Source organism: Buttiauxella sp., from assembly GCF_035271705.1.
Lineage (GTDB): Bacteria > Pseudomonadota > Gammaproteobacteria > Enterobacterales > Enterobacteriaceae > Buttiauxella.
This window is the reverse complement of record NZ_DATERI010000093.1, coordinates 1-12019: the sequence shown is the minus strand read 5'-3', so window position 1 is coordinate 12019 and position 12019 is coordinate 1. Positions and strand designations below refer to the sequence as shown.

Annotated in this window: 14 protein-coding genes and 1 pseudogene; 9 read left to right on the top strand and 6 right to left on the bottom strand. The window is 51.1% G+C overall.

What is annotated here, in order from left to right; translation table 11 throughout:
- The first annotated feature begins 46 nt into the window (after positions 1-46).
- The 5 genes and pseudogenes from mtlD (at position 47) to VJY99_RS08330 (ending at position 3198) form a co-directional block, all read left to right on the top strand.
- On the top strand, positions 47-1195 hold the full coding sequence (gene mtlD, locus VJY99_RS08350) for a mannitol-1-phosphate 5-dehydrogenase (RefSeq protein WP_324117591.1): 1149 nt from the start codon (positions 47-49) through the stop codon (positions 1193-1195).
- Between the two features lie 176 nt (positions 1196-1371).
- Positions 1372-1905, top strand: a pseudogene (gene mtlR / locus VJY99_RS08345) (mannitol operon repressor MtlR); the annotation flags it as partial.
- Between the two features lie 141 nt (positions 1906-2046).
- Entirely contained in the window at positions 2047-2409 is a 363-nt protein-coding gene (locus tag VJY99_RS08340) for a YibL family ribosome-associated protein (protein WP_324117590.1), read from the top strand.
- Between the two features lie 232 nt (positions 2410-2641).
- The gene (locus VJY99_RS08335; protein WP_324117589.1) at positions 2642-2896 is read left to right on the top strand and encodes a type II toxin-antitoxin system Phd/YefM family antitoxin; all 255 of its coding nucleotides are present in this window, start codon (positions 2642-2644) and stop codon (positions 2894-2896) included.
- Positions 2896-3198 carry a type II toxin-antitoxin system RelE/ParE family toxin gene (locus tag VJY99_RS08330; RefSeq protein WP_324117588.1) on the top strand — a complete coding sequence of 101 codons (303 nt, stop codon included), beginning with the start codon at positions 2896-2898 and terminating at the stop codon, positions 3196-3198. The genes VJY99_RS08335 and VJY99_RS08330 overlap by 1 nt, the downstream gene beginning before the upstream one ends.
- 43 nt (positions 3199-3241) lie before the next feature.
- On the opposite strand, the gene ghrB is transcribed toward VJY99_RS08330, so the two are convergent.
- The 5 genes from ghrB to VJY99_RS08305 form a co-directional block, all read right to left on the bottom strand.
- Complete coding sequence (gene ghrB / locus VJY99_RS08325) at positions 3242-4216, bottom strand: glyoxylate/hydroxypyruvate reductase GhrB (RefSeq protein ID WP_324117587.1); 975 nt, start codon at positions 4214-4216, stop codon at positions 3242-3244.
- 65 nt (positions 4217-4281) lie between these two features.
- The gene (locus VJY99_RS08320) at positions 4282-5565 is read right to left on the bottom strand and encodes an MFS transporter (protein ID WP_324117586.1); all 1284 of its coding nucleotides are present in this window, start codon (positions 5563-5565) and stop codon (positions 4282-4284) included.
- A gap of 68 nt (positions 5566-5633) precedes the next feature.
- Positions 5634-6572, bottom strand: coding sequence for a sugar kinase (locus VJY99_RS08315; protein WP_324117585.1), 939 nt, complete (start codon positions 6570-6572; stop codon positions 5634-5636).
- Between the two features lie 3 nt (positions 6573-6575).
- Positions 6576-7325 carry a sugar phosphate isomerase/epimerase gene (locus tag VJY99_RS08310; protein WP_324117584.1) on the bottom strand — a complete coding sequence of 250 codons (750 nt, stop codon included), beginning with the start codon at positions 7323-7325 and terminating at the stop codon, positions 6576-6578.
- Between the two features lie 232 nt (positions 7326-7557).
- Complete coding sequence (locus VJY99_RS08305; protein ID WP_324117583.1) at positions 7558-8577, bottom strand: LacI family DNA-binding transcriptional regulator; 1020 nt, start codon at positions 8575-8577, stop codon at positions 7558-7560.
- A gap of 200 nt (positions 8578-8777) precedes the next feature.
- Here VJY99_RS08305 and VJY99_RS08300 point away from each other — a divergent pair, with 200 nt between their 5' ends.
- Positions 8778-9320, top strand: a complete 543-nt coding sequence (locus tag VJY99_RS08300; protein ID WP_324117582.1) for an isochorismatase family protein — start codon at positions 8778-8780, stop codon at positions 9318-9320.
- Positions 9317-10234, top strand: a complete 918-nt coding sequence (locus tag VJY99_RS08295; RefSeq protein ID WP_324117581.1) for a GlxA family transcriptional regulator — start codon at positions 9317-9319, stop codon at positions 10232-10234. Before VJY99_RS08300 ends, VJY99_RS08295 begins: the two co-directional genes overlap by 4 nt.
- On the opposite strand, the gene VJY99_RS08290 is transcribed toward VJY99_RS08295, so the two are convergent.
- Positions 10231-11226: an acyltransferase gene (locus VJY99_RS08290; protein WP_324117580.1), complete on the bottom strand. Its 996-nt coding sequence runs from the start codon at positions 11224-11226 to the stop codon at positions 10231-10233. The two genes, VJY99_RS08295 and VJY99_RS08290, sit on opposite strands and share 4 nt — an antisense overlap.
- A 142-nt stretch (positions 11227-11368) precedes the next feature.
- Here VJY99_RS08290 and VJY99_RS08285 point away from each other — a divergent pair, with 142 nt between their 5' ends.
- Together VJY99_RS08285 and VJY99_RS08280 are read left to right on the top strand one after the other, a co-directional pair.
- On the top strand, positions 11369-11680 hold the full coding sequence (locus VJY99_RS08285) for a YsaB family lipoprotein (protein WP_324117579.1): 312 nt from the start codon (positions 11369-11371) through the stop codon (positions 11678-11680).
- Positions 11681-11912: 232 nt separating this feature from the next.
- Positions 11913-12019, top strand: a 107-nt coding sequence (locus tag VJY99_RS08280; protein WP_324117592.1) for a glycine--tRNA ligase subunit alpha, incomplete at its 3' end; no start/stop codon positions are given.

The window sequence follows — 12019 nt, the reverse complement described above, 5'->3', positions numbered from 1 at the left end:
TCACCCGAACCCTCTCGGGTGATTCAAATTTAAGAAGGTGAACGACATGAAAGCATTACATTTTGGCGCAGGTAATATCGGACGTGGCTTTATCGGCAAACTGCTGGCAGATGCCGGTATCCAACTGACCTTTGCGGACGTTAACCAAACCGTGCTGGATGCGCTGAATGCGCGCCATAGCTACCAGGTTCACGTGGTGGGTGAGCAAAAACAAATCGATACCGTTTCTAATGTGAATGCCGTCAGCAGCATTGGCGATGAAGTCGTGACGCTAATTGCCGATGTTGATCTGGTCACTACGGCTGTCGGGCCAGTTGTTCTGGAACGTATCGCGCCAGCGGTGGCAAAAGGTTTGGTTCTGCGTCGTACCAATGGCAATGAAAAACCCCTGAACATTATCGCGTGTGAGAACATGGTGCGTGGCACCAGCCAGCTTAAAGCCCATGTCATGAAGGCGCTTTCTGAGGATGATCAGGCTTGGGTTGAGCAGCATGTTGGCTTCGTGGATTCCGCCGTTGACCGCATCGTGCCTCCTTCTGAATCTGCCACCAATGATCCGCTTGAAGTCACCGTTGAAACATTCAGCGAATGGATTGTTGATAAAACTCAGTTCAAAGGTGACCTGCCGAACATTCCTGGCATGGAACTCACTGATAATCTAATGGCGTTTGTTGAACGTAAACTCTTCACGCTGAATACCGGCCATGCTATAACCGCCTACCTTGGCCAGCTTGCGGGTCACCAGACCATTCGCGATGCGATTCTGGATGAGAAAATCCGGGCTGTAGTGAAAGGGGCGATGGACGAAAGCGGTGCGGTGTTGATCAAACGCTACGGTTTTGACGCCGACAAGCATGCGGCATATATCCAGAAAATCTTGGGTCGTTTCGAAAACCCATATCTGAAAGATGATGTGGAACGCGTGGGTCGCCAGCCACTGCGTAAATTAAGTGCGGGCGACCGTCTGATTAAACCGTTATTGGGCACTATCGAATACGGTTTACCGCGACAATATCTGGTCGAAGGGATTGCGGCGGCGATGCATTATCGCAGCGAGCAAGATCCGCAAGCGCAGGAACTGGAGCAGTTGCTGGCAGCAAAAGGCCCACAGGCCACTCTGGCTGAAATATCAGGCCTTGAAGCAAGCAGTGATGTTGTCGCTGAAGCGGTGAATGCCTATAACGGCAAAGAGTGATGTAACCCTAAGTTTTTCAAGACACAGGTAGGCGGCAACTGAGGGAATCCCGATGAGCTTACTCAAGTAAGTGATTTGGGTGAGTGAAAGCAGCCAACAACCCTGCGTCTTGACAGGCGATGGGTATAAAGCGGGTGCAGTAGACGCTGCATCCAACAATACTTTTAGTGATGTAGGCAAAGATGGAAGAAACCCAGGCCTTTGAAAACCGTGTGCTTGAGCGTCTTAATGCCGGCAAAACCGTACGCAGCCTGCTCATTGCCGCTGTTGAGCTTCTCACCGAAGCGGTTAATATTCTGGTACTTCAGGTATTCCGTAAAGACGACTATGCGGTGAAATATGCCGTTGAGCCGCTGCTGGATGGCGACGGCCCGTTAGGTGATCTTTCTGTCCGTCTCAAACTCATCTATGGCCTGGGCGTGCTCAATCGTGCAGAGTATGAAGATTGCGAGCTGCTGATGGCTTTGCGTGAAGAGCTCAATCACGACGGCAACGACTACAAATTTACCGACGATGAGATGCTTGGCCCTTTTGGTGAATTACATTGTGTTTCTGCTCTGCCTCTGACGCCAAAATTTGTTGATGGCAGCGATCCTGAGCTATTTGCCATGCAGAAACAGCGTTATCAGCAAATTGTTCGTTCCACGATGGTGCTTTCCCTGACTGAGCTTATCTCACGGATCAGCTTAAAAAAAGCCTTCCAGAAGTAATCTCATATACTCTTTAGATTTCGAGTTGCAGCCAACACCCCGCAACCTGAAAGATGATGGGCATACAAAGTCCCTTTTCGCCCTGTAGCGCCGAATGGTGTATCCTTGCCAGCAATGAAAGTTATTCACGGTTAATTAAAAATGAAAGAAATCGAAAAAGCAGAAATCAAACGTCTTAGCGATCGTCTGGACGCTATCCGCCACGAGATGCCTGAATTGCATCTGATCAATGACGCTGAGAAGTATGTTGAGCTGGAAAAAGAGAAAGCGAAGCTGGAAATTGAGATTGTTCGCCTGCAAGCGGTGCGCAACCAGAAGCTGAGCAAAGAAGCGCAAAAGCTGATGGCGTTGCCGTACAAGCGTCCAATTACCAAGAAAGAACAAGCCAACATGGGTGCTCTGAAAAAAGCGGTGCGCGGCTTGGTTATCGTCCATCCAATGACGGCGTTAGGCCGTGAGATGGGCCTTGAAGAAATGACCGGTTTTTCTAAGACCGATTTCTAAGTTCGCCATTCTGAATGATTGATTGAAGGGATGAACCCGCATGGGTTCATCCTTTTATTTTGCTTAAAATTCCTCTATTGCGAAGCTTCTCCAGACTATCTCCTCTCTTTATTTGTTGAATTCCTTTTTGGCTTTATTCTCCCTGCATAAACTCGCTCACGCTCACCAGTTAGTTTAAAATAGATATAAATCGAACGATTTGTACCTATTCAACCGATGTGAGGAATCTTTCATGATCAGTTTTACGGCCAATGAGGCGAAAACCCAGTTTGGGGAAATGATCGCTAAAGCGCAGCGCGAGCCAGTAAGCATTACCAAAAATGGTAAACCGTCAGTCGTTGTGATGTCTGTTGCTGACTACAACGCTATCGAAGAGCTTAAGTTACAGAATCTGAGAGAGAAACTTGCGCGTTCTATCGCACAGTTTGAAGCGGGTAAGGTTTTTGATGGTGAAGAAGTGTTTGACGAGATTATGAAGGATCTTTGATGGCTGGCTATAAACTGACTGAAGATGCGCAACAGGATTTACGCGAGCTAAAAGGATTTTCTCTACAGCAGTTTGGGAAGCTTGTGACGCGCGAATATCTGGCGGGCATGCGCATCACAATGCAGCATCTTGCAAACATGCCTGGCATGGGGACTCTTGAGTCTGTCACGCTGCATACTGGGGTCTGGAGCTTCCCCTATATGAGTCATATGCTCTTTTACAAGAAAGCTGAAACTGGAATTGTCGTCATCGGCATACTCCATCAAAGTCGATTGCCGGAATTACTTTTAAAACGCCGATAAATTTGTAGGGCGGATAAGCGTAAGCGTCATCCGCCACAATGAACTACTTCAATACCTGCGGGTTCACGCAGTTCTCTTTCACATTGCCACTCAACGCAGCTATCAAGTTATCCACTGCACAAGCCGCCATGTTGTAACGGGTTTCATGGGTCGCTGAACCGATATGCGGCAGCGCCACGACATTCGGCAGGCTCAGCAGCGGCGAGTCAACTGGCAGCGGTTCTTGCTCAAAGACATCCAGACCTGCGGCATGAATTGTGCCGTCTATCAACGCCTGAATTAACGCTTTTTCGTCAACAACAGGGCCGCGCCCCGCATTGATTAAAATGGCAGAAGACTTCATTTTTGCCAGTTGCTCAGCGCCAATCAGATGATAAGTTTCATCGGTCAACGGCAGAGAAATACAGACGAAATCGGATTCGGCCAGTAGGGTATCCAGGTCGCAATAGCGGGCATTAAAGCGGTCTTCCGCTTCCTGATGATGGCGACGGGCGTTGTACAGGATTGGCATGTTAAAGCCGAAATGCGCACGTTGTGCCAGTGCCAGACCGATGCGGCCCATGCCCAGAATGCCTAACGTTTTATGGTGCACGTCGATACCAAACCAGTCCGGCCCAATGCTGCCTGTCCACTCGCCATTTTTCACACGTTCAGCCAAGTCCACCGCCCGGCGGGCTGTCGCCAGCACCAGGGTCATCATGGTATCTGCGACGGTTTCAGTCAGCACGGTTGGCGTGTGCATTAGCGCAATACCGCGCGCGCTCAGCGCATCCACATCAAAGTTGTCGTAGCCGACTGAAATAGTCGAGGTGGCACGCAGCTTCGGAGTGTGTTCCAAAAACGCTTTATCAACTTTCTCACTGGAACCCAGGATCCCTTCTGCTTCGGCAAAAGCCTGGGCATTTTGCTTGAGGGTTTCAGGGCTTAAATCTTTCAGTTGAGTGACTGTAAAGTGACTTTTAAGGCGGGCAAGCAGGTCGTCAGGTAACGTTTTGTAGAGGATGACGGACGGCTTCATGACGTTCTCCGTTAAGCAGATTAATTTAGACAGACCGGGCGGTATAACGACCGCCCGGTTTGATATTAGGCGTGGTGTGCTTCCACCGGAACTTGTTGGTTTTTTGCCGGTTTCACTATCAAAGTAAGCCACACTGAGGCGAGCAATGCCATCCCCATAAATACATAGGAAGCCGATGGGCTGCCTGTCGCACCGTTAAGGTAGCCCACAAACCAGGAGCCGACAAACGAACCGAGTGCACCCATGCTGTTAATGAGGGCCATCGCGCCACCGGCAACGTTACGCGGCAGCATTTCCGGGATAATCGCAAAGAATGGGCCATACGGCGCATACATTGCCGCACCAGCAATGACCAGCAAGGTGTAGGAAACCCAGAAATGGTTAGGGCCAACCAACCAGGAGCCGAGGAATGCCAGTGCACCAATTAATAACAGCGGCCAGACAAACAGTTTGCGATTCTGCATTTTGTCGGAGGCGAAGGACACAACAATCATCGCAATAGTGGCGGCCAAATACGGTACTGATGAGAGCCAGCCGACTTCCACCATTCCCATTCCTGTCGCCCCTGCGCCACGGATAATCGATGGCAGCCACAGCACGAAGCCATACACGCCAATACTCCAGCAAAAATACTGCATACACAGCAGCACGACATTGCGCGAGCGGAACGCTTCGCCGTAATTGCGCACGGCTTTAATGCCTTGCTGCTCTTTTTCGAGCTGAGCTTGCAACGCGGATTTTTCGGCATCAGACAACCAGCCAACCTGCGCAGGTTTGTCTCTTACCAGCACCCACCAGGCAAATGCCCAGAGAACCGCCGGAAGACCTTCAATGATGAACATGTGACGCCAACCTACGGACTGAATCAGGTAGCCAGAAAGCACTGACATCCACAGCACCGTAACGGGGTTACCCAGAATCAGGAAAGTGTTGGCGCGAGAGCGTTCAGATTTGGTAAACCAGTTGCTGATGTAAATCAGCATTGCAGGCATCACCGCCGCTTCTACCACACCCAGCACAAAGCGAATCGCTGCAAGCATTGGGATATTACTCACCATGCCAGTCAGTGACGCGCAGCCACCCCATAAAATCAGACAGATGAAGATAAGCTTACGCACGCTACGGCGTTCGGCGTACATCGCCCCCGGGATCTGGAAGAAGAAATAGCCGAGGAAGAACAGAGCGCCCAGTAGGGAAGAGACGCCTTTGGTGATGCCAAGGTCATCGTTAATACCCGCAGCGGCGGCAAAACCGAAGTTGGCACGATCGAGGTAGGCCAGGCTGTAGGTGAAAAACACGATGGGTATGATGTACCACCAACGCCTTGGTGCGATTGTATTATTTTTCATAGGAAAACCTCTATGTTGAGGGAAGTCGCATCATGCCGAGTGTAGGGCACAGCAGATGCCATCTTGGTTTATTCGCCCAGTGCAGCTCGGGTTGGCAACCCTTCGCTATCACCGATAACTTGTATCGCCAGTGAGCCGATTTTATTACCGCGGCTAACGGCTTGATGTAACGATTTTCCTTCCAGCAAGGCGCTTATTACGCCCACAGCAAAGCCGTCTCCGGCACCGACGGTGTCGACCACGTTTTCGACTTTTACAGCACTCACCGCACCTTTTTCACCGGTTGACGTTTTAAACCAGGCACCGTCAGCACCGGTTTTCAGCACCACAGTTTTCACCCCGTTATCCAGATAAAAATCAGCAATCGCTTCTGGGGTTTTAAACCCTGTCAGCAATGCGCCTTCGCTCAAACCTGGCAGTACCCAATCGGCCTGGAAAGCGAGTTTATTCAATTGCTTCACCATTTCGGCTTCGCTTTTCCACAGCACCGGACGCAGATTAGGATCGAAAGAGATCGTTTTACCTTTTTGTTTCATGACACGAGCCGCGTGATTGAGCAGTTCTAAAGAGCTGTCGGAGAGCGCTGCCGCCACGCCACTCAAATGCAAATGGCGTGCGGAACAAAAGTACTCTTCGTTGAAATCGGTCAGGGAAAGATGGCTGGCGGCAGAACCTTTGCGGAAGTATTCCACAATGGGATCGGTTCCATTTTCGGCTTTAGATTTGAGCTGGAAGCCCGTTGCATAACGCTCGTCAGGGGTCACACCGCGATCGTCGATATGCTCTTTCGCCAACTGTTGCAGCACGTAGCGGCCAAAAGAATCATTACCCACGCGGCTCACCCAACCCACTTTCAGGCCCAGGCGAGCAAGGCCGGTGGCGACGTTCAGTTCAGCGCCCGCCACACGTTTGACGAACTGCTCTGCCCCGGCAAGATCTCCGGTTTGGCTGGCGACAAACATGGCCATCGCTTCACCAATGGTTATCACATCAAGTTGTTTCGACATCCCTTACTCCTCGCGTAATAAGTTAACGTAATGGCGGGTGACGGCGGTCAGGTCACGACCTTCCAGCGGGAATTCAATTCCACGTGGCGCGTCGGCTGGCAGGCTATTGAGTAATTCCAGCCAGCGTGGTTCGGCATCATCCAGCGCAATGGCACGGTAGTGATAATGGTGCGCAACGGCGGCTTTGACATGGATGTAGCTGACCGATGACGCAAGTACGCGAGCTGCGGCTTCTGGTGATTCATCGACCCACAGCCAGTTCGCCATATCAAAGGTGAGCTTCACGGGAAGGTTCAGCACATTACAGGCCGCCTGGAAGCGCTGCATCGGTGCGAGTTTGCCGTAACTTGTCTGGTCGTTTTCCACGACTACGGGTACGTCGCTTGCATCAAGCCACTGTTGCAAAAGAGAAAATTGTTGGTTACTGCGGAAGTGGCCAAGAGAAAGTTTTAGCCAGCTTGCGTTTAGCTGGTGGGCTTCGAGCAGCAAAGAAGGAATCAGAGGATTCAGTGTGCCGTCTTCAACAAACAGCGGCTCCGGTGCGGAATAACAGGCCTGGAGATGGTGTTCAGCGATTTGCTGCGCCAGTTCTGGCAGGGCATCAAGCTGGGTGCGGCTAAACAATTCGCGACGGATTTCTACACCGTCAGCACCGGCATTAGCGATGATTGGCAGCAGCGCGTGTTGGCCACCCATGGCAGCGATGCGGTCATGCCCATAAGCGGCAGTGACAATAATAATTTTTCTCGGCATTAACTTCTCCGGAATGGCAACAGTTCTATAACGTACTTATTACGCTAGATGGAACCGGTTCCAAAGAAAAGCCAACTGTATTCAATTTATGATCGCTATCACGAACAAACTCCCTAAGTCATTCGGGTCGCATTGAGGCGGCAAAGGAACGAGTCCCGATGAGCTTACTAAAGTCAGTGCTTTGGGCGAGTGAGTGCAGCCAACAAAGATGCGGCTTGAATTAGGACGGGAATTATCGGACGGTAGAGCCGCGAACGATTAACTCACCTGAAAAGACCTGTTCATAGACGCCGTCGCTGCTACCTTCAATGCGTTTCACGACTTGCTGGAGAGCGGCGTATCCAATCTGCCAGGTCGGTTGTTTGAGAGTGGTGATCCCCACACCGGCAAGCTCTGCCCATTCGAGTTCATCGAACCCTAACAGGCCAATATCGCTGCCCCAGTGCAGACCAATGCGCCGCATAGAGCGTGCAATCTGTAGCGTGAGTGCACCGTTGGCGGAAATCACCGCTTTGCGCATGCCGCGATGGTCGGAATGGAACTGCCGCAGCGTGTTGTCTATCAAATCCGCTTCGTGCAAAGGCACTTCAGCGTTTTCGGCGACAATCCCCGGGTAGCGCTTGAGCGTGGCGTGGAAAGCATTCAGGCGTTCCCGGCGCGTGTTGACAGTGCCGAGAGGTTCACTGATAAACAGAATCGCTTCAAACCCTTGTTCCACAAGGTGTTCGGTTGCGGATGTTGCGGCTTGAGTGTTATCCAGCCCCACCACATCGCAAGCAAAATCGGGAATTTTGCGGTCAATCAGCACCATGGGGAGGGCTGATTGTTGCAAGCGGTTTAACCCTTCTTCGCGCATGCCCACCGCATTCACCACAATCCCTTCCACTTGATAACTGCGCAGCAAATCGAGGTAATGCAGCTCCTGGTCTACTTCGTTATTGGTGTTACACACCAGCGGCGTAAAACCTTTTTCCCGACATGCCGCTTCTATGCCGCTTAGTACATCGACAGAGTAGGGGTTGGTGATATCCGCGATGATCAGGCCAATTAAACGCGTACGACCACGCTTCAGGCCGCGCGCCATTTGGCTTGGGCGGTAATCGAGGTCAGCAATGGCAGTTTCGATGCGTAAGCGCAGATCGTCAGACAGCACGCTTTGCTCGCCGTTAAGATAGCGGGAAACACTGGTTTTTCCGGTCTTTGCCGCTTTCGCGACGTCGCTTATCGTAGGGCGCGCTACCTTGCTGATCATGATTTTCTCCGAGGGGATTTCAGGCTGGAGAGTAACATAATTTATTTAAGCAGGTGGATGACGCTAACGCTTATTCACCCTACAACCTCCAGCAACTCACAACTGGTCCCTATTCGCCATTATCTTGTCCGTTTTTGGTATTAGCAATATGAACAACCCTTGTCACAATGGAGTCCTATCTACTGATGAGGAGTCCGAAAATGTCACGTTCCGCTCTGATTAATATCGACACGCAGCAATCCTTTTTCCATCGCGATTACTGGCAGGAAGACGATGTCCCGGCATTTCAGCAGGCGATTTCTCAGCTGATTTCCGGTTGTCAGGATTTGAAAATTCCAGTTGTGGATATCTTCCATGTTGACGATGAAGGCCCGTTCTCGCTGGCTTCCGGCTACGTTAAACCGATGCCTTTTTTGCAGCATCAGGCTGACGGAGTATTCCAGAAACATGTTCACAACGCATTTACCGATACCGGCCTCGATCTTTGGTTGCGAAGCCGTGACATTAACCATCTGATTATTTGTGGGATTCGTACTGAACAATGCTGCGAAACCACCACGCGGGTGGCGTCCGATTTGGGTTATCGTGTTTCATTTGTCAGTGAAGCGATGCTCACCTTCCCGATGAGCTGGAAAGGGGTTACGCTGGATACCGCAACTCTGCGCCACCGTACTGAAACAGTGCTGACTGGGCGTTTTGCCCAAATCCAAACCGTTGCCGAATGCCTGGAGTCTTTATCGTGAGTATTGGGGTCTGGTTCGTTGTTTTGCCCGGTGTCTTGTCGCTCGATTTGACTGGCCCTGCGGAAACGCTGGCGCTGGCAGGCGATGCTTTTCATCTGCATTTCATCGGCCCGGACCCACAAGTGACCACGTCCATCGGGCTTAACTTTTCGGGTATCGAACCGCTGCCAGAAAGCTTCCCGGAAGGTAGTCTGCTGGTTTTGCCGGGCGTGAGCGACTCAAATCGCTATTTTGATACGCCACAAGCCGAACAGGTGCGCCGTTGGTTGACGCGCCTGCAACCGCAAATTCATCGCCAGCAACTCAACTTGATGTGTGTCTGTTCCGGTTCGCTGTTGGCGGCAAAAGCGGGGCTGTTGAGCGGTATGCAATGCACCACGCATCACGATGTGCTGGCCCGATTACGTGCTGCCGCCCCGAGCGCGCTGGTGAAGGAAAACCGTATTTTTGTCGAAGACCGGGGGATCTGGACCAGCGCGGGTATTACCTCTGGTATCGATTTATCGCTCCATCTGATTAACCGCTATTGCGGGCCAAAAGCAGCACTGGATGTGGCGCGTGAAATGGTGGTGTGGTTTCGCCGCTCGGGCGACGACCCGCAATTATCGCCGTGGTTGCGCTATCGCAATCATATTCATCCGGCAGTGCATCGTGCTCAGGATTTGCTTTCGGCAGCGCCAGAATCAGCGTGGGATGTGCAGGAAATTGCCGACAAAGTGCATGTCAGTTCGCGCCATTTATCGCGGCTTTTTCAGCAGCATTTAGGGATTTCAGTGCGGGATTATCTGGAGCAATTGCGCCTGGCGGTTGCCGAACAGCGCTTATTGCAGGGGCAACGTATGGAGCAGGCGGCGGTTGCGGCGGGGTTTTCATCACCACGCCAGTTACACCGCGCCCGCGCCCGTAACGCTTAACTCACCATTTTTCGGCGATCTATGCGCTGCAATGCGATGGAAAGCAGCAAACTCCCGGCAAGCGTGGCGCCGAAAATCCACATAATATCGAGCACCGGAGAGTGTGTGATTTGATATCCATGGGTGCGCAAGAAGTGGACGATTAATGCATGGAACCCGTAAATCCCCAGCGAATGCTTCGAGATTAACGTCAGCCCCGGCAGCGGTCGGCCATTCAGGCAGTTTTTGGCCAGCACCAGCAAACTCATGGCGGCGATAAACACCAGCGGCCCGCAATAAACATAGAAGGTGTCGGCAAAATTACCGTTCACATCCAGCAGGTGACGCGTGCCGGTCGAAATCGAAAAAATACACAATGCAAATAAGCCTGCAGCCAACCCGCTAATCCAGCGTTTATCCGTTTCCAGCATGCCAATTGCGCGGCCTAACAAACCATAAAGCACGTAATAAAATGTATCGCCGTTAATGTATAAATTAATCGGCAGCCATTTTACGCCACCCAAGGTTTGCGGCACGGTATTAGGATTGGCGACCACGCCAAGCAAAACCATCAGCCCCAGAATGACCATCGCGTTAACTTTCTTCACCTGAATCAACGGTGAAAGGAGGTAAATCACCATGATCGCAAAGAAAAACCACAGGTGATAAAACACCGGTTTTTGCAGGATGTAGCGCAGCGAGAGCCCGGCGTTGATGGGGGTCAGTAACTTGATGTAGATGAGCGCTATCACGCTATAAAACACCAGGCATGTGACGATGCGTAAAAAATGACGTTGCTGGGCACTGCGCTCACCAAAAAACAGATAACCCGAAATCATGAAAAAGAGCGGGACGCTCACACGTGAAGCCGAGTTCAGCACATTAGACAAATCCCAACTAAATGGTGTGACAATATTCGCGTTGGTGATGTACCAGGCTGTGGTGTGGATCATTACCACCATCAGGCACGCAATCCCGCGCAAGTTATCAATCCAGTTAATTTTCTGCGGCATTCGGTCCTCTAAATTTGGTACGTACAATTATCCGAGTTTGCATTGGCCCTCTTGTCAGGTGTCATACGGGTTTGCAGAATGCGGAATACCTGTTAATTATTGATTAACAGAAAAGATTTTAACGTACAGTTAACGAATGATGATGCCAAAAATAAAAAATAGCCGTTGGGTGCTCGCTTTAGCCACCTTGTTGTTGAGTGCTTGTAGTTCGCAGGAGCAGCAAACACAGTATGCGCAAGTCGCGCAACATCCCATGATTCAGGGGAAAGTGATGGTCGATACCTGCAAGCAGGAAGCGGCGCATCGCTACAATACGCAATCCCAGCGCATCAGTGTGGTGGATTTTAAGCAGTATCAGGGAAGCTATGAGATCCTTGGCAGCACGACGCGCCGGGAATCATTTACCTGCTCCTTTGACGAAAGCGGTCAATTTTTGCACCTTTCTTCTACATAAAGCCGCAACACGGGGCAAACAGCACGTGGATGAGGCTGTATATCTTCCCTCAAAAGGTACACTCGTCACCCTTCAAGTTGCCTCTGCGTTGGCTGCCTTCACTCACCCCAGTCGCTTAGTGTACTAAGCTCCAGGGGATTCATTCAGTTGCCGTCTTGATGCAACTCGAATGGTTTTGAGTGTATACTGACCGCTTCTCTTTTTAACCCTCTCGAACGCGTGCGAAATCAACATGCAAAAGTTTGATACCAAGACCTTTCAAGGCCTGATCCTGACTTTACAGGACTACTGGGCTCGCCAGGGCTGCACCATTGTTCAACCTTTGGACATGGAAGTCGG

Excerpts from the sequence above, each read along its gene's own strand:
- mtlD (WP_324117591.1), top strand. The coding sequence starts at position 47 with ATGAAAGCATTACATTTTGGCGCAGGTAATATCGGACGTGGCTTTATC.
- VJY99_RS08340 (WP_324117590.1), top strand. The coding sequence starts at position 2,047 with ATGAAAGAAATCGAAAAAGCAGAAATCAAACGTCTTAGCGATCGTCTG.
- VJY99_RS08335 (WP_324117589.1), top strand. The coding sequence starts at position 2,642 with ATGATCAGTTTTACGGCCAATGAGGCGAAAACCCAGTTTGGGGAAATG.
- VJY99_RS08330 (WP_324117588.1), top strand. The coding sequence starts at position 2,896 with ATGGCTGGCTATAAACTGACTGAAGATGCGCAACAGGATTTACGCGAG.
- ghrB (WP_324117587.1), bottom strand. The coding sequence starts at position 4,216 with ATGAAGCCGTCCGTCATCCTCTACAAAACGTTACCTGACGACCTGCTT.
- VJY99_RS08320 (WP_324117586.1), bottom strand. The coding sequence starts at position 5,565 with ATGAAAAATAATACAATCGCACCAAGGCGTTGGTGGTACATCATACCC.
- VJY99_RS08315 (WP_324117585.1), bottom strand. The coding sequence starts at position 6,572 with ATGTCGAAACAACTTGATGTGATAACCATTGGTGAAGCGATGGCCATG.
- VJY99_RS08310 (WP_324117584.1), bottom strand. The coding sequence starts at position 7,325 with ATGCCGAGAAAAATTATTATTGTCACTGCCGCTTATGGGCATGACCGC.
- VJY99_RS08305 (WP_324117583.1), bottom strand. The coding sequence starts at position 8,577 with ATGATCAGCAAGGTAGCGCGCCCTACGATAAGCGACGTCGCGAAAGCG.
- VJY99_RS08300 (WP_324117582.1), top strand. The coding sequence starts at position 8,778 with ATGTCACGTTCCGCTCTGATTAATATCGACACGCAGCAATCCTTTTTC.
- VJY99_RS08290 (WP_324117580.1), bottom strand. The coding sequence starts at position 11,226 with ATGCCGCAGAAAATTAACTGGATTGATAACTTGCGCGGGATTGCGTGC.
- VJY99_RS08285 (WP_324117579.1), top strand. The coding sequence starts at position 11,369 with ATGCCAAAAATAAAAAATAGCCGTTGGGTGCTCGCTTTAGCCACCTTG.